The sequence below is a fragment of the Rhizobiaceae bacterium genome (genome assembly GCA_023953835.1).
In the GTDB taxonomy this organism is placed as follows: domain Bacteria; phylum Pseudomonadota; class Alphaproteobacteria; order Rhizobiales; family Rhizobiaceae; genus Mesorhizobium_G.
Window position 1 is genome coordinate 69,540 of record JAMLJB010000003.1, and the last position, 20,537, is coordinate 90,076.

The window sequence follows — 20,537 nt, forward strand, 5'->3', positions numbered from 1 at the left end:
TTGCCCGCGAGGTAAAAAATGACCAATCCATCGATCGTCATCGCATCCGCCGCCCGCACTGCGGTGGGATCCTTCAACGGTGCCTTTGCCGATACTCCGGCTCATGAACTAGGCGCTGCCGCGATAAAGGGTGCGTTGGCGCGCGCCGGCGTCGAAGCGGCGGAAGTCGACGAGATCATCCTTGGCCAAGTGCTGTCGGCCGGGGAAGGTCAGAACCCGGCCCGCCAGGCGGCGATGAAGGCCGGCGTGCCCATGGAGGCGACTGCTTTTGGAGTGAACCAACTGTGCGGCTCCGGGCTTCGCGCCGTAGCGTTGGGCATGCAGCAGATCGCGCTTGGCGATGCGAAGATCATCGTCGCTGGCGGTCAAGAATCTATGTCCATGGCACCGCATTGCGCGCATGTGCGCGCAGGCGTGAAAATGGGCGATTTCAAAATGATCGACACGATGATCAAGGATGGCCTGACTGACGCTTTCTATGGCTACCACATGGGCATCACGGCCGAGAACATCGCCCGCCAATGGCGGCTGTCCCGCGAGGAGCAGGACCAGTTCGCCGTGTCTTCGCAAAACAAGGCGGAGACCGCGCAGACCGCCGGTCGTTTCAAGGACGAGATCGTTCCCTTCGTCATCCAGACGCGCAAGGGCGACGTGACCGTTGACAGCGACGAATACATCCGCGCCGGCGCAACCTTTGACGCGATGGCAAAGCTGCGTCCGGCCTTCGACAAGGAAGGCACCGTCACCGCCGCCAATGCCTCGGGCCTCAATGACGGTGCCGCCGCCGCCGTGCTGATGACGGAAGCAGAAGCCGCCCGGCGCGGCCTCACACCCTTGGCGCGCATCGTCTCCTGGGCGACAGCCGGCGTCGATCCACAGATCATGGGCACGGGCCCGATCCCGGCCTCCCGCAAGGCGCTGGAAAAGGCCGGCTGGAAGGTCGGCGATCTCGACCTTGTCGAGGCCAATGAAGCCTTCGCCGCTCAGTCCTGCGCTGTCGTCAAGGATCTCGGCCTCGATCCGTCAATCGTCAATGTCAACGGCGGGGCGATCGCTATTGGTCATCCGATCGGCACTTCCGGTGCTCGCATCCTCAACACGCTTCTGTTCGAAATGAAACGCCGCAGTGCCCAAAAAGGGCTCGCCACACTGTGCATCGGTGGTGGCATGGGCGTTGCCATGTGTTTGGAGAAATTGACGCGGTGATGGGGTAAACGTGCGCACCCCATAGGGTCAAAGCGATGTTCCCTGCCAGGGACGCGCCCGAGGCCACGGTAGACGAGACGGTGCAATGCCTATGCGGCCGTGAGCCCGCCGTCGACCCGCAGGACTTGACCCGTGATGTGGCTTGGGGCGTCGAGCAGAAGCCAGACACCAGTGGCGGCGACCTCTTGAGGGTCGGCCATGCGGCCCTGGGGTATGCTTCGAACCAACTTGGCCTCGGCCTCTTTGTCTTCCATAGACGTAAACAAGGCTCTGATCATCCGGGTCGCCATAGCACCAGGGGCGACGACATTCGCGCTTACATCGTGTTTTGCCATCTCGAGAGCAAACGTCTTGGTAAGCCCGATGACAGCATGCTTCGACCCGCCATAGGAACCGCACAAAGGAACGCCACGGGTGGCGAGATACGAGCCGGTGCTGACCACAGCGCCGCCGCCGGCGTGGACCAGGTGGGGGCCGCAATGCTTCATGTTAAGGAAAACGCTGCGCGCGTTGACCGCCATCACCCGATCGAAGTTTTCGACACTTGCATCGAGCACCGTCACGAATTCACCCTCGATTCCTGCGATGTTAAAGACGCCATGCAGCCCCCCAAAGGCCTCGGCGGCTTCGGCAACATATCCGGCCACGGCGGCCTCATCGCTAACGTCGGCCTCAACAGCCAGGAACTTGCCTTCGGTATGGCCCACGCTCTCGATCGCCGCGAGGACGCGGGACCGATCTATGTCGGCACAGGCCACATTCACATCCCGACGAGCGAGAATTCGCAGCGCCTCAAGACCCATGCCTCCGCCGGCCCCGGTAACAATCACACTTTTGGTCATAGTTATCCTCCTCAGGCAACAATCGTTATCGCCACGCATCCACATGTTGAGTGCTAGTACGACTTCATTCGTCTGCGAGTCCGGGCCAAATCGTTGAGAATCGATTGCGTATCGATACCCACCATCTGTCCGCATTGCTTGACCACGGCTCCGTCCACCATCACCGTATTCACATCGGAAGCTGTAGCTGAGCCGACCAGCAGTGCTGCGGCTTCCGTGGCAGTGTCGGGATCGCATCCCCGCGTTGACACGACGATGATGTCAGCCTTCTTGCCGACCTGCAGCGTCCCGATGCTGTCGGCCATGAAGGCGGCCGCGGCGGCGCGCGAGGTGATGGTCGCCAACGCCTCCATCGATGTCATACCGAGTTGCTCGCCGCGCGAAACCGCGGCTCCCCCTGCAATCACCGCGGCAACAGACGCATGACGCGCGGCCATCAGGCCGACCCGCGCCTCGTCGAATAGATCGCCCGTCGTGGCGACCATTGCATCTGCACCAATGGCCGGCTTCAACCCTGCACGGTGCATCCGCGTTAGCGGCGGCAATCCCATGCCGATAAACCATTCGCACATAGGTGTCACGCTGACCTGCACCCCGCGGGCATGCAGCTTGGCAAAGTCGGTGTCCGAGGATCCGGTGCAGTGGATCAAATTCATGTCCGGACCGAGCAGTCCCCATTCGTCCAGATGTTCAATCTCGGCATTCTGTGATCCGCCGTCGGCGGAAGCGATATGCGCCGTGATCGGGACACCCATTTCACGGGCGATGCTCAGGTCATGCTCGAAGCCAGCGCGTCCCGACGCGTCGGGTCCCTGAAGCGCGAGCGCCAAAGTGGTCCGCGGCGAGGTTTCAAGCCGCGCCTGGATGACGCGTGCGTGCGACCAGTCGGTCTTGGGCGTACCGCCGGTCAGTTCAGTCATCTTCTGCGCAATGGAGGGTCCGTACGCAAACATTGCGCGACCAGGAAGCTCCAGATGAGCGTCGATCGCACGATCGGCGTGGGCGTTGGAATTGATCACGTGGCAATAGTCCACAACCGTTGTGATTCCCATGCCGAGCGATTCGACGATCCCCGCACGGGTGGCCGAGTACAGATCGTCTGCCGTGATGTTGCCGCCGATCTTGGGCCAAAGCCCCCTGGCGAGATCGCCGAGCGAGTGATCCATCGCCTCAGCGCGCAGCGGGGTGTACCAAAGATGGCGATGCGCGTCGATCAATCCGGGCATCACGATGGAGCCTCCGGCCTCGATCAGTGTCGCGTCATCTGCCTGGAGAGAAGGGCCGATTGCGGCGATGCGGCCGGCTTCGATCAGAATATCAAGCCGTCCGTCATTCTCGACTGTTCCGCTCATGCTCAGAACAAATCCACCGCGAACCAAAATTCTGTCTTTCATGGCGCCACCAGCGGGATAATGGGCAGGACTACGTAGGAGGGATGATCGGGTCCACTGTGCACGGTGACAGCCTTGCCATAGACTCCCTCCGGCCGGCCTGTATGGGTGAAAAAGGCGCAGCCTCGCATTTGCTTGCCGTAATGTGAAACCAGCCCCGGCAACCCATGGTCAAAGTCAACGCCCTGAACCGAAAAACCGATCGTGTAGCCGGCGGGAATAACAATACAGGTCGGCCAGATCTCCACGTCCAGTTCATAGATTTCATCAGGAACCAGTGGTTCCGCCACCTCATGGGGGTGATAGGGCATCCAGGGCCGACTTTTGGCCGGATCGAGCTTGCGGTGCGATGCGCGAAGCCAACCCTGCGCCACCGGCGCCTTTGGCTCATTAGCGCCCTGAAAAAGCACCTCAGTCCCATCGGGGTCGAAGACATGCAGGACCAGAAAGAGATCTGCGTCCGGCGTCTTGCTTGAGATGAAGACCTTTGCCTGCAAAGGTCCGGTGATTTCCATCGGTTCCGCAAGCGGCGCGGTCCGCATGGTCAGGCCGGCGCCGAAACCCTGATACTCGGCTTTCTGGGCATTGTCGGGGGCTGTCCATTCGAGCGCGTGGGCTGCCGGATACAGGTACAGGCGACTCCACTTCGTGCGCGCAAGCGGCCATTCCTGCTCTATCCGTGGCACGAACCGTTCGCCCGGATGGCGGATTTGCAGAATGATCTTTGGCTGGGTCTCCGGGAAGTTTCCCTGACCTTTCAGGTAATAGTCAAAGAAGCTGCGCTGCAGCGCCAGATAGTGCTTGTCGTAGTAGGTGGTCCAGTGTTCCTGGCCATGAACTTCCAGATATTTATGCGCCGAGCGGGAATTGACGAAGCCCAGAAGATTGCTGCGCCCGTGCAGCCCCTGCCCACCCCAATTGCCCAGAGAAAACATCGGAACTTCGATCTTGGAATGATCGGGCGAGCGTTCCCGGTAATAGTCGTCATTGGCAAAGGGCCGCGCGGCGAGACTGGTGCCGACATCGACGCGGTTGGCATTCAGTTCTTCCTGTGAAAGATCGATGTCGCCGGAAATTTGCATTCCGTTATAGGGGTTCTTCTTGCCGCGCGATCCCAGCCCATATTGAACCGATTCCGCTTGGGCGATGAACCAGTCACCCAGAAAGTCGCACGGAATCCCGCCGTGATGAGACGCCTCTCGATACCAGTCCGAGGCGCCTTCCCAGATGTATAGCGCGGCCAGACCCTTCGGCTTCAGCGTGGCGACGTTCCATTGGTTCACGGCGAAATAGGAAATGCCCGACAGACCGACCTTTCCGTTCGACCAGGGCTGCGCCGCAGCCCATTCGATACACTCGGCATAATCCACGGCTTCTTGCAGGCTATGCGTGTTCATCACGCCTTGCGAACGCGCCGCACCGCGTGAATCGATCCGCATCACCGCATAGCCGTGCGGTATCCAATGCTCGGGGTCGGCGACCTCGAACGAGGTATGCTTGGTCGTCGTACCCTCAACGGTCTCGGGATATTTCTCGACCATCTTGTTCCACATGGCCGTATAGGGCGCTTCGGAAAATGGCAGGTCTTTGCCGTAGGCACCCAGGCTCGCGATCACAGGATAGCGGCCCTCGGCGATAGGCAGATACACATTGGCTCGGAGGATCACGCCATCGGCCATGGCGATCGGCACATCAGTCATAATCCTCATGCCGTCCTCGATAGTGATTTTGGGCCAGGTGTCGGTGATTTGAGAATCGTGCATGATGTTCCCATTGGACCGAGGCTAGGGCACCGGAACGCTATTGGAGTAGCGTTCCGGCAGGTTCGTTTGTTACTGGCTGATGCCCCAGCTCTTCAGGTAAATCGCCTTGAGATCGATTATCGAAGCTGGCGGTGCATAGTCTTGCCCGGCAGGCGATAGATTGTGATTGGCGTCGATCACTCGGAATCCAACCCCTTGTGGCACTTGCGGTTGGTTGTTGAGCTTCCGGTTGATTGCGTCCAACGCGCCCCAAGCCATCCACTCGGCACTTTGCCCGGCCACGGCGGTCAGGCCGGCCTTTTCGCGGATCAGTTGCTGTGCGGCGGCATAGCCCTCCCCGCCCATGACGGTCATGCTACCCTGCCGCCCGGCATCTACGATCAGCTTGGACAGGCCGAACGAGGTAGCAACGGCGTCATAGGTCAGCAGGACGGCATTGGCGTCGGGGTATTTTGTCAGCAGGGTCGAGAATTTCTGGTTCAACACCCCATTCGGACCGGCATCTGCTGGACCCCATTCGACGGTGCCCAGGATCTTGCAGTCGGTACACTTGGCCAAGGCGGCGTCCTGCCCCGCGGCCTGATAGTCACCCTGAGCGCCGCCTGTATAAACATCGCGCAGGATCCTTGCATGGCCTTGGGTCACATCGATCAGATAGGATGCCTGTGTGTAGCCCCACATGTAGAAGAAGTCGGCTGCTGTCACGAAATCCTTGTTGAACTGCATGTTGACATACATGCCCTCGGCAGCGGCCCCACCGTTCTTGGGATCATTGCAGTCGTCGGACTGAATGTTGATGACAGGAATCCCGGCCGCTTTCGCCTCTTTCAACGGTTGCAAGATCTGCGGACACGGGATGCCGTGAACGACGATTGCGTCCGGCACGGCAGCGATGGCTTGGCGCATCCCCGAGTTCAGGCCGTCGTTGATGCCGAAATTGCCGTCGATGATCTTGTATTTCCATCCGATCTGGGATGCGATCTTTTCCATCGCCAAGGCAGGGCCTGCGCAGCCGACCGAAAGTTGACCGCATGAAAGGAAGATAATGCTTTTGCCGGCCGCCATCTTGGGGCCGGTTGCAGGCGGCGCATATTCGCTGGAGGCATAAAGCTGTTCCAGCGTAGAAATTCCCGGCGCATAATCTTTGGTCGGGTCGGCTTCGCCTGCGTGCGCAAACGACGCGACCGTAGCCAGTACGGCGGCAAGGACAGCCGTCCCGGCATAGTTGCTGAACTTCATTTTCTTACTCCTCCGTTGTTTTTTGTTTGGTTGACCTGATCCGTTCTTCCCAGAAGCAGTGGCAGCCCTCGTTTTCTAAGGCCCGTCGCGTTGCGTTAACCGCGCGGCGGCTCCGGCTTCACGGCCTCGGGCAATCAAGGTGGAAAGGGCCACGGCCACGATCAGCGACGTGCCGTTGAACACTGGCTGCACCCAGACATCAGCGCCCAACAGCGTCAGGCCGCTGACGCTGGTCGCGACAAAGAAAATACCGATCACGGTACCCCATACATTGTATTTGCCTGGTTTGATCATGGTGGCGCCGAGAAACACTGCCGTCAGCGCCGGAAACATGAAGGCCGAACCAACGGTCGGATCACCCGCTCCACCGCGCGAAGTCTGCAGAGCTCCCGCCGCACCGGCCAGCAGGCCGGAAATCATGAAGCTGATCCAGATCGACCTGGTGGTCGAAATTCCAACCAGTCGCGCCGCACTTTCGTTCGAGCCGATCGCCTCAAGCTTGCGACCGAAAGGCAGTTGCGTCAGCACATACCAGACGATCAGTGTGATCACGATGAGGATGATGAACGGGCGCGGTACGCCAAAGGTCGACATCGAACTCCATTGCCCGAAAGACGACGGGATACCTTTGGTGATCAGCCGCCCACCCGTGTACCAGGTGATCGCGCCCAAAAGGACCGAATAGGTCCCGAGGGTGACCACGAAGCCGTTGAGGCGGACCTTGGCGACCAGACAGCCGTTGAGAAATCCGACTATTCCGCCGGCAGCCAGTCCGGCAAGTAGCGCTGCCCAGATCGGCAGATCAAATGCACTCATCGCGGTCGCGACAATGATATTGGCAAGTCCAGCAACGGCGCTAACGGAAAGGTCGAAATAGCCCGCGACCAGCGGCACAACCATGGCAAGAGCTACCAAAGCGGTGACCGACTGGTTACCCAAAAGGTTGCGGATATTGGCCGCACTTCTGAAGGCAGGCCCGCTAATATCATTGGCCGAAAACAGAATAATCAGCAGCACAAGCAGCAAAGGAAGGCCGAACTGTTCGAGCCATCTGAGCGTTTTGCCGTGGGCCCCGGTCGTGACCATCTTTTTCGATTTCGTGCGTTCTGTGTTCGGTTTAGCCATTATTATTGTTTCGGTCATTTTGTTCAGGCTCTCGATTTAAGGGTAAGTTCCGCCACACGGTGCGGTGTCATGTCCTCGCCGTGTAGTTCGGCGACGATCCGCCCTTCACGGATCACGACGATCCGGTCGCAGCCGGCAGTTAGTTCTTCGAAGTCCGAGGCAACTACGATCGCCGCCGCCCCCGCATCCGTCGCGGCACGGACAAGTTTGTAGATTTCGGTCCGGGCGCCCACGTCGACACCCTGTGTCGGCTCGTCCAGCAGCAGCAATTTTGGTTTCAGGCGCAGCCAGCGCGCCATCACCACCTTCTGCTGGTTGCCGCCCGACAATGTGGAAAGCAGCGCGTCGGTGTCATTTGCCTTGACCAGGAACTGCGCGATATCCGCGGTGGCATCGCGGTGTACTTGATCCTGGGCGATCCGCCCGTTCTTGAAATAAGAGCTCAGTGCCGGCATCGCGATGTTGGCGGCAATCGTCTGGTCTTTGAACACCGAATCTTGAACCCGGTCTTCGGGGACATAGGCTACCCCGGCCTTGATCGCGTCCGACGGTGAGCTCGGCCTATGAGGAGCTCCGGCCAGTTCCATCGTTCCGCCGGCCGCGATGAGATCGCCGAAGATCGTTCGCAACAATTCGGTACGGCCGGAACCGAGGAGCCCGGCTACCCCCAGTATCTCGCCCTTATGCACCTCGAAGCGCACGCCCTTAAGGGGGCCGGTGGCCAGATCTGTTGCCTTGAAAGCCAGTTCTGATCGCAGAACTTGCGCTGTGGTTTTGGCCGCATTTTCGGCGCGCCTGCCGATAATCAACTCGATCAGAAAGTCTTCGCTGATCTGAGAGGCATCATATGTGCCGACCAGTTCGCCATCGCGAAGTGCAGAAACGCGATCGGCAATCGCCAGGATTTCGTCGAGCCGATGGCTGACATACAAAATCGCCTGTCCATTGGCGGCATAGCGCTTCAACTGCGCCAGCAGCATTTCGACTTCGCGGGCTGGCAATGAGGCGGTCGGCTCGTCCAGGATCAGCAAGCCGCTGGAAGAATCCGTCTGGCCCTGGAGTGCGCGGGCGATCGCCACCTGCGTTCGAACAGCGGGTCCAAGCGATCTCAACTCGGTCTCAGGATCTGCGTTGATCTCGAACCGGCGGATAAGGCTTTCGGATCGCTTCTTCAGTGTCTGCCAATCGATCCCCCGAAACGAATTGCGTTCGTAATGGGAACCCAGAGCTAGGTTCTCGGCGACTGACATATCCAGGAAAACGCCAAGGTCCTGATGGACAACATGCACGCCGCTCATCCTGGCGATTGTCGGAGTTGACTCGTCGACTTGCGTTTCGAAATCGTCGATGCGCAGCATTCCGCCCGGATCTCCCTGGTAGATGCCGCATAGGATTTTGATAAGCGTGGATTTGCCCGAGCCGTTGCCGCCGATCAGCGCGTGGATTTCTCCGGAGCGAATGTCGAGATCCACCTCGTTCAGCGCACGGGTGCCCGGAAACGTCTTGGACAGTCGCGTTATCTGCACGCGGCTCCGCGGCCCCGTACTGCTGATCGGCGATGATGAAGCGGCCCGCCCACTTTCCCTCATTGCGTTCTTCCCCCCGGGAGTAACGTGCTATGGAATGAACACGGGTAGTGGCACCAGACGACCGTAGGCGCTACGATCGCTTTGGGAACTCTGCGTTTCGTCTGTGAAATCGGCATTCTCTCTCCCTCAAATTTCTCAATGTCCGAATTGAAGCGGACGCTTGCGCCAGATCTTCGCGCAATAAAGCGATTGCGGCCTCCCGTGCGCGGACAAATCAATACCGTTTCGCTGCGGCGTGCCCTCAGCCTCTGGCGCCGCATGCGCAACGATGTGAGCGTTATGCTTCGCTTCTCGGCGGTTGCAGTCCTAAACGGATCGCAGCCCATCCATCTCTCAGATTTGTTTGCGCCGACAGGCAGGCTCGGACGGTCGTGCCGTGCTGTGCCGCTCGATGTCGGGAACCACCTGTACTCCTCCCTAGGGACCGCCTCCACGACCCTCATTTGCCGCGAATAGAGCACGCTAACCGCATCGTGGTCAATGGTCTATTTATTGACCCACGATGCAATACATCTGAGATGGTCGAGCGCGTATTTGGCCGCGCATTCTGTTCAGGCGGATACTGTGGAGATCAAGATGGATCGCGTGCTTCCGTTCCAAGCGCACGAGCAATGGCGTGCCGCGCTTCGACCATTTTCTCGATGATCGCATCCACAACAGTTGGAAAGCGGGGTGAAGGAACGGGCACGGAGATTGCGTAAATATTGCCGGAAACGTCGTGGAAGCCGGTGCCCACAGCGCAAATACCTGCCGTGTGCTCCCCATGATTGTAGCTTATGCCAGTGTGACGAGCATTCTCCACTTCGGCAGCGATGTCTTTGACCGGCCGCGGTGCATCTGCTCCGAGGCTCGCCACTTCATGTTCAATCAGCGCAAGAGCGGTCTCAGGATCGAGCAGCGAAAGGCATGCCTTGCCGTTCGCAGTATTGGTGAGCGGAAAAATCTCGCCGACGGCCGAGACGGTTCGCAAGCGGTGCGTACCGGTGATCTGATCGATGAAAAGAACCTGATTGCCGCGCATCATCGAAAGATCGACCGTTTCCCCCGTCGCTTGCGACAACGCCACGATATGGCTGCGGGCAGCGGTGACGACATCGACGCGTCCGGCCTGCGCCAACGCCTGAAGACTGGGCCCGAGCCGGTAACCGCCTTCAGCGCTTGCCGGCACGACGAAATCTTCGTCGACCAGGGCATTGACGATGCGCTGCACGGTCGATCGCGGCAAGCCGACCTGCGTCGCGATCTGCGCCAGGCTCGGGCCCTTCCCGTCGCTTTTCAGGCAGCGCAGGATCGATGCCGCACGCGCAATGACCTGAATACCCGTTGCTCGGCCTTCATCTATGGTGTCGTCGGTCGTCGCCATCACTGAACGCTCCTGCCCTTTCTGGCATTCTTTCCCAGTCGCCAACCTCTGTCAATTTAATGTATCGTAATATGATACAGGCCAACCACAATTTTAAGTCCGCGCATTGACCGCAATATGATACATGTGTATCAAAATGCAGGACAGACTGCAGGAGCCGTCCTGAGAAGAAGATATTTGTCGCCATGGCACGGCGACTGGAGGAGAGTTTTGATGGTGAAGATTCGTGGGATCGAATTCGAAGGTAACCTTGAGAATTCGATGGGACTGGAATTCTACAATTTGAGCCATCGTTTCGGGTTCCAGAACCCAAACTGGCCTTACTTCCAAGACACCAAGATTGAACGCATTCACTACATGGCGAAGTCCGGCGTTTTGAGCCAGCGCATCACCACGACAATGCATGCGACGACGCATATCGATGCGCCGGCGCATGTCGTCCAGGGCACGCCCTTCATCGACGAAGTGCCGCTTCCGCATTTTTTCGGCACCGGCATCGTCGTGTCCCTGCCGAAAAAGAAATGGGAGCCGATCACCGCCGACGATCTCGAGAAGGCCTGCGGCCACGCCATCCGCAGGGGCGACGTGCTGATCATCAATACTGGATGGCACAAACAGTATGAGGATGGCGACTATTTTGCTTACTGCCCCGGCTTCGTGGCGTCCGCGGGCGAGTGGATGGTCGAGAAGGGTGTCAAGGTCGTCGGCCATGACACACAGGCCAACGACCATCCGCTGGCGACCGCCATCGGCCCTCAGCGGAACGGCCCGCTTCTGCCCCATCTGGAAAAGGAATATTTTGAGTGGTCAGGCGGTCGTGACTGGAAGGACGATTTCCCGGACTGGGAGCCGGTTCACAACATCCTGTTTAGGGGCGGGATTCTCGGGATCGAGAATGTCGGCGGCGATTTGGACGCCGTCACGGGCAAACGCTGCACCTTCGCGTTCTTCCCATGGAACTGGGATCGCGGTGATGGCTGCATCATTCGTTTGGTCGCCATGACGGATAGGACTGGCGAATATCGCATTGAGGCGGGCGCCAGCTTTTAGGCAACCGTGCACCCAGGGCGGTCAATAGAGACGTCGCCGTGCCGGCACGAAATCGGAATTCGAAAACCTAGGAAGTGAACGAATGCGCCCACGGCAACGCTCCCGGTCGCGTTGCCGGCAATAGCAGTGCATGTTGGGGCGCGTAGAGAGGGAAACCGCCATGGGACAAGAGAATAGGGTTGCCGTCATTGGGGCCGGCCTGATGGGCCACGGCATCGCACTGACCTTCGCGCGCGCAGGATTTGCGGTCGCTACCACCGACCCTGACGCCGAGGCCCTGAAGAACGTCAAATCGCGCATCTTCGACAGTCTGTCTCTACTCGGCGAGAGCGATGCAGGGATCGAAACTGCGCTGAGGCGCGTAACTGTTTGCCCGAACGTCGCCAAGACAGTCGAGGGGGCCAGCTTCGTTTTCGAAGCCGCTCCCGAAAAGCTTGCTCTCAAGCAGGCGCTGTTTGCGGAGATCGAAGCGTTTGCACCGGCGGATGCCATCTTCGCGTCCAACACCAGCGTCATTCCTATTACCGCCATCATGCACGATCTGCGTAGCAAGGACCGCGCTCTCGGGACCCATTGGTGGAACCCGCCGCACATCATTCCGCTGGTCGAAGTCATCCGGACTGCCGACACCGACGAGTCAGCGATGGACAAGATGATCGATTTCCTGAACCAAGCCGGCAAGACGCCGGTCCGAGTGGGAAAGGATGTCCCGGGGTTCATCGGAAACCGATTGCAGCAGGCTTTGTGGCGGGAAGCCATCAGCCTTATCGAGCGCGGCATATGCGACGCCGAAGCGGTCGATACCGTTGTGAAGGCAAGTTTCGGCCGGCGTCTCGCCGTCCTCGGCCCGCTTGAAAACGCCGACCTCGTCGGATGCGACCTCACGCTCGACATCCACAATACCGTTCTTGCCGATCTCGAGTGTCGGCCCGGCCCGTCGCCACTGCTTGAGGAGATGGTCAGGACAGGACGGCTGGGCATGAAGACAGGCCAAGGCTTCCGCACTTGGACAACTGCGGGGGCAAAGACCCTCAAGGAGAAGGTGGTCACTCATCTTCGCGCGCTTGAAGGCATCCTGACATGATCAGAGCCTGCAACGCGAAACGACATCAAGACCTGGCACGGATCGGCGTTTAACCCACTTTTTCACGGACGGCACGTCATGGCCAAGCGACCCAAGACCATCATCACCTGCGCCATTACCGGCGCGATCCACACGCCGACCATGTCGGATGCACTGCCCTATACTGTCGACAACATCGCCCAACAGGCAATCTCGGCGGCGGAAGCCGGCGCTTCCATTCTCCATTTGCATGCACGACGTCCGGAAAACGGCGGCGTCACTATCGATGCCGATGCCTTCGCGGCCTTTCTGCCGAGGATCAAGCAGGCGACGAACGCTGTCATTAACATCTCGACCGGCGGCAGCCTGAAGAACACGATTGAGGAGCGTATCGCGCCCGCGCTTCGCTTCTCGCCGGAAATGTGCAGCCTCAACATGGGCTCCATGAACTTCTCGTTCCACCCGCTGGCCAAGCGCTACGACACCTGGAAGTTCGACTGGGAGAAGGACTACGTTGCAAATTCCGATACATACATTTTCCGCAATACCTTCCGCGACATCGAGACTGTGGCGGGGAACCTTGCGCCATATGGCATCAAGTTTGAACACGAGTGCTATGACGTCGGGCACCTCTACAATCTGCGCTTCTGCATCGATATCGGACTGTTCAAGGCGCCGATCTTCATCCAGTTCATTTTCGGCATCTTGGGCGGCATTGGTCCGGAGGTCGACAATCTGGTCTTCATGAAGCGGACGGCCGACCGGCTGTTCGGCGACGATTATCGCTGGTCGGTTCTTGGAGCGGGCGGAGCGCAGATGAGCCTCGCAACCACTGGCAGCCAGATGGGCGGCAATGTTCGCGTAGGCCTCGAAGACAGCCTGTTCATCAGCCGCGGTAAGCTGGCGGCGTCCAATGCCGAACAGGTCGCGAAGATTCGCCGGGTCGTCGAGGATCTCGGTTGCGAGGTTGCAAGCCCGGAAGAAACCCGTGAGCTCCTGGGCCTGAAGGGGGTGGATCGCGTCGCCTTCTGAAGTCAAACGACGGGTCTGTGGCTAGGCACCGCAAAAACTGGAGTGCGCCCCTGAGGGTGGACAGATCGGCTTGAGGGATTGACCAGTCTTGTTGGGTTTTCGAAGAGAGAACCATGGCAAGGTATAGCACACACAGCATCGAGTTTAAGCGTCAGGTCGCGCAGGAATGTCTGTCGGGCGAGACGCTGCATGGATTGGCAAGCGCCGCGATATCCAGCGCCAGCTGATCCGCGTCTGGGTCCGCAAGTATGAGGAAGGCGCTCTTGATGAGGATGCGCAGGCGGCCGATCTCATCCAGGAACATGAGGCTCGCATCGCTGCGCTTGAACGGCTCGTTGGCAAACAGGCTCTGGAGCTGGAGTTCCTAAAGGGGGCTCTGAAAAGCGCACCGCTGCCGAGAAGCGGGACTACGTCCATTATCACCGGCCCCGTGGCGTCTCCGTCGCGCAGGGATGCCGGCTGATGGGCATTGCGCGTTCGACCTATTATGATCGCCCGGAGCGGCCGACTGACGACACGGCAATTGTCGAAGCCATGTTCGAAGTCTGCGATGTATTCGAAAGCTATGGCTACCGTCGCGTTGGCGCCGCCTTGCGGCAGCAGGGCCTTATCGTCAATCACAAGAAGATCCGGCGCTTGATGCGCGAGCACGATCTACAGCCGAAAATCAGGCGTCGGTTCATCGCCACGACTGATAGCGGTCACGGCTGGCCGATCTATCCTAACCTGGCCCGAGACTTTCTGCCGACCGGTCCGAACCAGCTTTGGGTCGGTGACATCACCTATGTGGCGCTGCCGACGCGCTTCATCTACGTCGCCATCATCCTCGATGCCTGGTCACGCCTCGCCGTCGGCTACGCCATCGGCCGGTCCATCGACGCACGCCTGACTACCGCGGCCTTGCAAGCCGCTATTGCCCACAGACAGCCGCCGCTTGGCTGCATTCACCACTCGGACCGCGGATCGCAATATGCGGCGGAGGCCTATCGACAAGTCCTGGCAGACGCCGATCTGCTCGGATCGATGGGTCGCAAAGGGAAGCCCTATGACAACGCCAAGGCCGAAAGCTTCATGAAAACACTCAAGGTCGAGGCCGTTTACCCGATGGCGTTCGAAACCTTCGAGGGCGTCACCGAGCATCTTTCTCACTTCATACAACAAGCAAAGGCTACATTCGGCGCTGGGATATCTCAGCCCGCAGCAGTGCGAGGATCAACATAACCGGCAGACCGGTCAAAACGCCGCCTAATAGATGTCCACCCTCAGGGGCGCACTCCGACTTGGGAGAGAATTCCACCGGCGGAAAGCCAGAAACCGCCGAACACGACATCGGCTGCTATCTTGGCTCGATCACAAACTCTACTCCGGCGCACTCCGTTGCAAGTGATAGCTGCAACTATTTTCCTCAGCGCTAGCAGAGATACCTCCGATCAATCTTTCGATAGCCGCAAATTAAAATACAGTTTCTTCTTGCTATCCTTTTTTGCGAGATAAGGATAATATATTGTTATTATGAACTTAGAGATTAATCTTTAGGCAAAATCTAAAGATATTGGCGTGAGTCGAGGCGACCATCTAAACCCGCCAATTGTCAATTCAATGCACGGCGAGATGCTGCATCAGGAGCGATTTCTGTCCTGCGAGCTCGCTGGCTATGCCCTGATAGACGACACGTCCGGTGTTCAGGAGAAGCGCCTCATCGGCAACCGCCAATGCGAACGAAACTTGCTGCTCGACAAGGACGATGGTCAGGCCACGCTCCTTCAGGTTCCGGATGATCCGGCCGACCTCCTGAACGATCTGCGGCGCGAGCCCCTCAGCGGGCTCATCCAGGAGCAATATCTTTGGATTGGTCATGAGCGCGCGACCGATCGCAAGCATCTGCTGCTCTCCTCCAGACAAAGCGCCGCCGGACTGCTTGCGACGCTCCTGCAATCGCGGGAACAGGCGAAATATATCCTCGATCACCCAGCCCTGTTCGCCTCCCCCCTGCTTTCCGCGCGCTGACACCAGAAGGTTTTCCTCGACACTCAGCGAGCGGAAAATTCGCCGTCCCTGGGGAACAATCCCGATGCCGGCGCGAGCTATGGCCTCGGGAGAGCGCGAGGATATCTTCACGCCATGCATAAGGATCGCTCCGCTGCTCGGTGACAGAAATCCTATTATGGTGCTGAGGCACGTGGTTTTTCCAGCTCCATTCCGGCCTAGCAATGCCAACAGCGAGCCGTCGCGTACGCTGAACGTAACGTCGCGCAGGACATGGCTGTCGCCGTAATGTGCGTTGACCCGTTCCAGTACAAGGGCGTCAGTCGACAAAGTAGATCTCCTTTGTCCGTGGGTGCGACACGACCTCCGATCGCGTTCCTTCGACCACGACTTCGCCAAAATTCAGGACCGTGATCGAGTCCGCGAAGTCGAGCGCGACATCCATGTCGTGTTCGATCATAACGATTGTCACCTCGCGGGGGATCGCGTTCAGCACACCGACAACGACCTGCCTTTCCTCGATTGACAATCCGGCGAGCGGCTCGTCCAGCAACAGCAGTCGTGGGCGCTGCGCGAGAGCCATGGCTAGTTCCAGACGGCGACGTTCGCCGTAGGATGTCTCGCTGGCGCGTCTCGATGCGACGTTCTCGAGGCCGACGCTCCTGACCACTTCCATCGCCTCCTCGCGGACCGCGCTCGCCTTACGCAGATCGGCGAACGGGTTCCACCGCAAGGGGAGCAGCCCGAGCAAGGCCAGCACTACATGATCGATGATCGTCTCGGACGGAAAGACATGGAGTATCTGGTAGGTGCGCGCCAGTCCCATATGGGCACGCTTCCTCTTGGCGATTGTCGTGATGTCCATGCCGTTCAGCGCTATCCGGCCCGCGGACGGCTTGAGATCTCCAGTGATGAGGTTGAAAAGCGTCGTCTTACCGGCGCCATTGGGCCCGATGACAAGTCGCCTTTCCCCCGGCGCCACGCTCATGGACACGCCTGCCGTGGCGGCGATTCCACCGAACGATTTTCGTAGATCCGTGGTCTGCAGAATTGAAGATGTCATTTCGGCACTGCGTTCGCCGCGCGATTCCGGCCGAAGCCGCGCCCTAGGCCGGGCACGATGCCTTCCGGCAGGAAAACGATGATCAGGATGAAGATGAACCCAAGGAAAGCGTGCCAGTGGCTGATGTAGTTGCTCACGATATCCTTGATGAACACGACGATGAACGAGCCCACTATCGGCCCGACAACCGTGCCGGCGCCTCCGGCGATCACCATGAGCAGGGCTTCCGCCGAACTGGAGATCGACAGCGCGTAGGGGTTGATGAACTGGTTGTGGTAGAAATACAGCAGCCCGGCCACGCCTGCCCAGAATGCCGACAGGACGAAGGCGCACCATTGGATGACGCCGACATTGAAGCCCAGGGCGGTCATGCGCCGTGGTTGATCGCGCGCGCCACGAAGGCTGGCGCCCATCGGCGATCTGCTGAAGGCCTGAAGGCAGACGAAGCACGCGACGAAGGCCAGCAGCACCAGGAAGTAGAAGGATCGCTGCTCCGCGAGGTCGATTCCAAGAAACATGTTCCTCCCTGATCCGGAAATCCCGTTTTCCCCATTGGTGACGGAAACCCATCGATAGGCGAGACCCCACACGATTTGACCCAAGGCCAAGGTGATCATGAGAAAGGTGAGGCCCGTCGCGCGCAGGGCCATGACGCCGAAAATCCCCGCGACTACGACCGTAATAGCGAGCGCGGCTAGGGCCGCGCTGAAATGACCTTGCGCATACGTCGTGGTCAGGATCGCGAAGCTGTACGCCGCAATGCCCAGATAGGACGCGTGGCACAGGGAGAAAAGCCCGCCCCAGCCCAGGATGACGTTCAGGCTAAGCGCCATGATCGAGCCGATAAGGAAGGTGATCGCGATATTCACCTGATATGTGGCCGTGAACACGAAAGGAACGGCGATCAGCAGAAAGAGCCCGATGAGACAACCTATCCTGAAGATCATGAAACCCTCCCGAACATGCCCTGAGGCCTAAGCAGAAGCACGACGATCATGGGAACGAACAGAAGGACGTAGGCCAGATCGGGTATCAGTGCCTGCGAGAAGACGTAAATGAAGCCAACGCCGTAGCTGCCTAGGAGAGCGCCCAGGAGGCTTCCGCTTCCACCGAGGATAACGATGATGAGCGCCAGCGGTAGCATTTCCATGTCTAGGCCGGGATAGATCGAAAGGATCGGCGCTGCCAGCAGGCCGCCAATGCCGGCCAGCGCCGCGCCCAGCACAAATACGAACGTGAAGATCAGCGAGCCGGGTACGCCGAGGCCTCTCGCCATTTCGAGGTCGTCGACACCTGCCCTTATGCGCGATCCCAGTCTGGTTCGCTCAATCGTGAACCAGAGGCCTATGGCGACGGCCAGGGCTATCGGGATCAGCACCACACGGTACAGCGGGAACGTTACGCTCGCGACCGTCACCGCTCCGCGCAGGCTGGAGGGCGCAGCCACGGACAACGGATTTCCCGACCAGATATAGAGGCATAGCTCAGAAATGATGAACGCGACGCCAAGCGTCGCCAGAACCTGCGCCATTTCCTGTCCGTTGAGACGCCGCAAGAGTAAGCGTTCGATAACGCCCCCCACAACGCCGACAGTGATGCCCGTAACCGCGCAGGCGAGCCAGAAGGGAACTCCCGCCTGTATCGCAGAGAGACCGACATAGGCGCCCAGCAGGAAGAAGGAGCCATGCGCCAAGTTCGGGATCTTCATGAGTCCGAAGATCAGCGCGAAGCCCGAAGCTGCAACGAAGAGCAGGCTTCCGAACGCAATGGAAGTCAGAGATTGTACGACCCAAAACATCGCATCAGACCTCGCGCTGTCGGTATTCCCGGCGACAACCGCGCGGGAACACCTTCCTCGGCACTATTTGCTGTTCGCCGGAATGATTGGCAGCAGCAGATAGGATGGCGTCTCCGGTCCCGAATGGACCGTCGTCGTCCTCCCGTAGATGCTCGGAGGCCGATCGGTTTCATCGGTGTGCAGCCATGGTCCCGACCCTCTGGAGACCCATGCCTCGTTCTTGGTCTTGGCGACGGGTCGCTCGAAATCCTGCCCCGAGATCATGAGCGAGAAGCGATAGCCTGCCGGCAGCGTGATGCAGGTCGGCCATATCTCGATATCCAGTTCGTAGATCACTCCCGGCTCAAGCGGTTGCCGTTCGTCATGAGAATGGTAGGGCCGGTAAGGCAGTGAGTGTTGAGGGTCGAGCTTACGGTGCGAAGCGCGCAGCCATCCCTGCCCGAGCGGCGTATGCGGGTCGAGAGCCCCCTGGTACTCGACTTCCTCGCCTTCGGGAGACCAGGCCTGAAACGTCAGAAACAGGTCGGCGTCCGTCGTCGACGAGGACACGTAAAGCTTTGCCGCCAGAGGCCCGGTGATTTCGAGCTCCTCTTCCAGGGGCGGCGACATCAGCGTAACCGTTTCCTTCATCGCCTCGAATGAAAACTGCCCCGGGGCAGTTTTCGCCGTTCGATCGAGCTCCTGCGAAGAGCAGTCCAGGAAAATCTTGGTCCACTCAGTGCGGGCTAGCGGCCACTCGTTTTCTTTCCTCAGCTCGGATTCTTCGGTAAAGGGGCGGCGGATGTGGAGCCAGACCGGCGGCTCCTTGTCCCAGCCATTGTCTTCGCCCTTCAGGAAGTGGTCGAGAAAATACTTCTGCAGCCACAGTCCGTATTCGAGGTAGAACCATTCCTCATGGCGCCCCGGATGTATTTCCAGCCATTTCTGCTTCGATGCCGCCTGGAGATATCCTTCGATATTGCCTCTCTGGTGGAGAGCGGCGCCGCCCCAGTTCGCGGCGCTCAGAACCGGCACCGTGATCTTGCTGAAGTCGGGCGTGCGATCACGGTAGTAGTCGTGCATGTATTCGTTTTCGCGAATCGCATCCCGAAGATCCTTGCGGTTAGCAAGCAACTCGGCTTCGCTTAGGGCTTCAGGGCCGGTCGCGCGCTCGTTGAGCCTTGGATCCATCGGCCCGTCGGGATTGCCGTGCTGCAACTTGATGACCTGGCGCGGATACCAGGCATCGAGAAACGCGTTGCTCATGATACCGCCATGGCGCGCCAACTCACGGTAGTGATCGTTGCAGCCCTCCCATGGCACGATGGCCGCGAGATGCTTCGGCTGAAGCGCCGCCGCCGACCACTGGTTGATGGCATAGTAGGAAACGCCGAGCAGCCCTACCTTGCCGTTGCTCCAGTACTGAGTGCCCGCCCAGTCAATGGCTAGCGCGTAGTCCTTGTTCTCGCGAGGCGACCAGAGATCGAGCATGCCGGGAGACCTGCCCGCGCCGCGGGAATCGACGCGAACATAGGCATAGCCATACTTCGACCAGACTTCTGGATCCGGCGTCTCCCACGCTTCAAAACTGCGCGTGGACCCTGGCAGCATGTCCGGATGTTTGTCAGCGAGCCACTTCCATTGCGGAGCGTAGCCTTCCTGGTAGGGGACGCCTTTGCCGTACGGCCCCAACGTCATGATAACAGGGACGGGTCCCTTCGTGCGCGGACGAAAGACATCCGCCCGCAATTCGAGCCCGTCGTTCATCCTAATCGGAACGTCGAGTTCAACAATCATGTCTGCAACTGCGCCAGCAGTCATCTGTCTCTCTCCCACAAGACGGCAACAGGTAGATTTCTGATCGTACAGGCGGCCTCGGAGATCCCGAGGCGCCTTCGATCCTAGGTAGTCGCAATAGTCTTGATGATGCAGTCCTCCCTATACGCGGATGATGCAATCCCGCCTGAACCGGGTCAAATACAATGATGCAGGTGTACCGCCATGTAGTACACAATCCGTTGAGCTGATTGCGCGTGTCTCACCCCATC

Annotated in this window: 16 protein-coding genes and 2 pseudogenes; 6 read left to right on the plus strand and 12 right to left on the minus strand. The window is 59.3% G+C overall.

The genetic code is table 11. The features are described 5' to 3' along the window. Positions 1 to 18 precede the first annotated feature (18 nt). Complete coding sequence (locus M9924_20380) at positions 19 to 1,206, plus strand: acetyl-CoA C-acetyltransferase (protein ID MCO5066739.1); 1,188 nt, start codon at positions 19 to 21, stop codon at positions 1,204 to 1,206. Positions 1,207 to 1,295: 89 nt separating this feature from the next. On the opposite strand, the gene M9924_20385 is transcribed toward M9924_20380, so the two are convergent. The 7 genes from M9924_20385 to M9924_20415 all read right to left on the minus strand — a co-directional run bounded on the left by M9924_20385 (position 1,296) and on the right by M9924_20415 (position 10,365). Further along, positions 1,296 to 2,048: an SDR family oxidoreductase gene (locus M9924_20385; protein ID MCO5066740.1), complete on the minus strand. Its 753-nt coding sequence runs from the start codon at positions 2,046 to 2,048 to the stop codon at positions 1,296 to 1,298. 53 nt (positions 2,049 to 2,101) lie between these two features. Beyond that, entirely contained in the window at positions 2,102 to 3,442 is a 1,341-nt protein-coding gene (locus M9924_20390) for an amidohydrolase family protein (protein ID MCO5066741.1), read from the minus strand. Then, a complete protein-coding gene (locus M9924_20395) occupies positions 3,439 to 5,202 on the minus strand; it encodes a CocE/NonD family hydrolase (protein ID MCO5066742.1) in 1,764 nt (587 codons plus the stop codon). The genes M9924_20390 and M9924_20395 overlap by 4 nt, the downstream gene beginning before the upstream one ends. 69 nt (positions 5,203 to 5,271) lie before the next feature. After that, positions 5,272 to 6,441, minus strand: coding sequence for a substrate-binding domain-containing protein (locus M9924_20400; protein ID MCO5066743.1), 1,170 nt, complete (start codon positions 6,439 to 6,441; stop codon positions 5,272 to 5,274). 75 nt (positions 6,442 to 6,516) lie between these two features. Then, the gene (locus M9924_20405; GenBank protein MCO5066744.1) at positions 6,517 to 7,584 is read right to left on the minus strand and encodes an ABC transporter permease; all 1,068 of its coding nucleotides are present in this window, start codon (positions 7,582 to 7,584) and stop codon (positions 6,517 to 6,519) included. A gap of 5 nt (positions 7,585 to 7,589) precedes the next feature. Further along, positions 7,590 to 9,092: a sugar ABC transporter ATP-binding protein gene (locus M9924_20410; protein MCO5066745.1), complete on the minus strand. Its 1,503-nt coding sequence runs from the start codon at positions 9,090 to 9,092 to the stop codon at positions 7,590 to 7,592. A gap of 634 nt (positions 9,093 to 9,726) precedes the next feature. Beyond that, on the minus strand, positions 9,727 to 10,365 hold the full coding sequence (locus M9924_20415) for an IclR family transcriptional regulator (protein MCO5066746.1): 639 nt from the start codon (positions 10,363 to 10,365) through the stop codon (positions 9,727 to 9,729). A gap of 366 nt (positions 10,366 to 10,731) precedes the next feature. On the opposite strand from M9924_20415, the gene M9924_20420 reads away from it, so the two are divergent. The 5 genes and pseudogenes from M9924_20420 (at position 10,732) to M9924_20440 (ending at position 14,884) form a co-directional block, all read left to right on the plus strand. Then, positions 10,732 to 11,568 carry a cyclase family protein gene (locus M9924_20420; GenBank protein MCO5066747.1) on the plus strand — a complete coding sequence of 279 codons (837 nt, stop codon included), beginning with the start codon at positions 10,732 to 10,734 and terminating at the stop codon, positions 11,566 to 11,568. Between the two features lie 160 nt (positions 11,569 to 11,728). Beyond that, entirely contained in the window at positions 11,729 to 12,652 is a 924-nt protein-coding gene (locus M9924_20425; GenBank protein ID MCO5066748.1) for a 3-hydroxyacyl-CoA dehydrogenase family protein, read from the plus strand. A gap of 78 nt (positions 12,653 to 12,730) precedes the next feature. Beyond that, entirely contained in the window at positions 12,731 to 13,663 is a 933-nt protein-coding gene (locus M9924_20430) for a 3-keto-5-aminohexanoate cleavage protein (GenBank protein MCO5066749.1), read from the plus strand. Between the two features lie 113 nt (positions 13,664 to 13,776). Next, positions 13,777 to 14,126: pseudogene (locus M9924_20435) on the plus strand (helix-turn-helix domain-containing protein). Further along, positions 14,120 to 14,884, plus strand: a pseudogene (locus M9924_20440) (IS3 family transposase). The pseudogenes M9924_20435 and M9924_20440 overlap by 7 nt, the downstream one beginning before the upstream one ends. A 375-nt stretch (positions 14,885 to 15,259) precedes the next feature. Here M9924_20440 and M9924_20445 read toward each other — a convergent pair. The 5 genes from M9924_20445 to M9924_20465 form a co-directional block, all read right to left on the minus strand. Next, the gene (locus M9924_20445) at positions 15,260 to 15,979 is read right to left on the minus strand and encodes an ABC transporter ATP-binding protein (protein MCO5066750.1); all 720 of its coding nucleotides are present in this window, start codon (positions 15,977 to 15,979) and stop codon (positions 15,260 to 15,262) included. Further along, positions 15,969 to 16,712 carry an ABC transporter ATP-binding protein gene (locus M9924_20450; protein MCO5066751.1) on the minus strand — a complete coding sequence of 248 codons (744 nt, stop codon included), beginning with the start codon at positions 16,710 to 16,712 and terminating at the stop codon, positions 15,969 to 15,971. Before M9924_20450 ends, M9924_20445 begins: the two co-directional genes overlap by 11 nt. Next, the gene (locus M9924_20455) at positions 16,709 to 17,659 is read right to left on the minus strand and encodes a branched-chain amino acid ABC transporter permease (protein ID MCO5066752.1); all 951 of its coding nucleotides are present in this window, start codon (positions 17,657 to 17,659) and stop codon (positions 16,709 to 16,711) included. Before M9924_20455 ends, M9924_20450 begins: the two co-directional genes overlap by 4 nt. Continuing rightward, on the minus strand, positions 17,656 to 18,510 hold the full coding sequence (locus M9924_20460) for a branched-chain amino acid ABC transporter permease (GenBank protein MCO5066753.1): 855 nt from the start codon (positions 18,508 to 18,510) through the stop codon (positions 17,656 to 17,658). Before M9924_20460 ends, M9924_20455 begins: the two co-directional genes overlap by 4 nt. 63 nt (positions 18,511 to 18,573) lie before the next feature. After that, entirely contained in the window at positions 18,574 to 20,310 is a 1,737-nt protein-coding gene (locus M9924_20465) for a CocE/NonD family hydrolase (GenBank protein MCO5066754.1), read from the minus strand. Positions 20,311 to 20,537 lie beyond the last annotated feature (227 nt).

Coding starts and splice junctions, on each gene's coding strand:
- M9924_20385 (MCO5066740.1), bottom strand. CDS start 2,048: ATGACCAAAAGTGTGATTGTTACCGGGGCCGGCGGAGGCATGGGTCTT.
- M9924_20465 (MCO5066754.1), bottom strand. CDS start 20,310: ATGACTGCTGGCGCAGTTGCAGACATGATTGTTGAACTCGACGTTCCG.
- M9924_20395 (MCO5066742.1), bottom strand. CDS start 5,202: ATGCACGATTCTCAAATCACCGACACCTGGCCCAAAATCACTATCGAG.
- M9924_20380 (MCO5066739.1), top strand. CDS start 19: ATGACCAATCCATCGATCGTCATCGCATCCGCCGCCCGCACTGCGGTG.
- M9924_20430 (MCO5066749.1), top strand. CDS start 12,731: ATGGCCAAGCGACCCAAGACCATCATCACCTGCGCCATTACCGGCGCG.
- M9924_20455 (MCO5066752.1), bottom strand. CDS start 17,659: ATGATCTTCAGGATAGGTTGTCTCATCGGGCTCTTTCTGCTGATCGCC.
- M9924_20405 (MCO5066744.1), bottom strand. CDS start 7,584: ATGACCGAAACAATAATAATGGCTAAACCGAACACAGAACGCACGAAA.
- M9924_20420 (MCO5066747.1), top strand. CDS start 10,732: ATGGTGAAGATTCGTGGGATCGAATTCGAAGGTAACCTTGAGAATTCG.
- M9924_20460 (MCO5066753.1), bottom strand. CDS start 18,510: ATGTTTTGGGTCGTACAATCTCTGACTTCCATTGCGTTCGGAAGCCTG.
- M9924_20390 (MCO5066741.1), bottom strand. CDS start 3,442: ATGAAAGACAGAATTTTGGTTCGCGGTGGATTTGTTCTGAGCATGAGC.
- M9924_20425 (MCO5066748.1), top strand. CDS start 11,729: ATGGGACAAGAGAATAGGGTTGCCGTCATTGGGGCCGGCCTGATGGGC.
- M9924_20400 (MCO5066743.1), bottom strand. CDS start 6,441: ATGAAGTTCAGCAACTATGCCGGGACGGCTGTCCTTGCCGCCGTACTG.
- M9924_20450 (MCO5066751.1), bottom strand. CDS start 16,712: ATGACATCTTCAATTCTGCAGACCACGGATCTACGAAAATCGTTCGGT.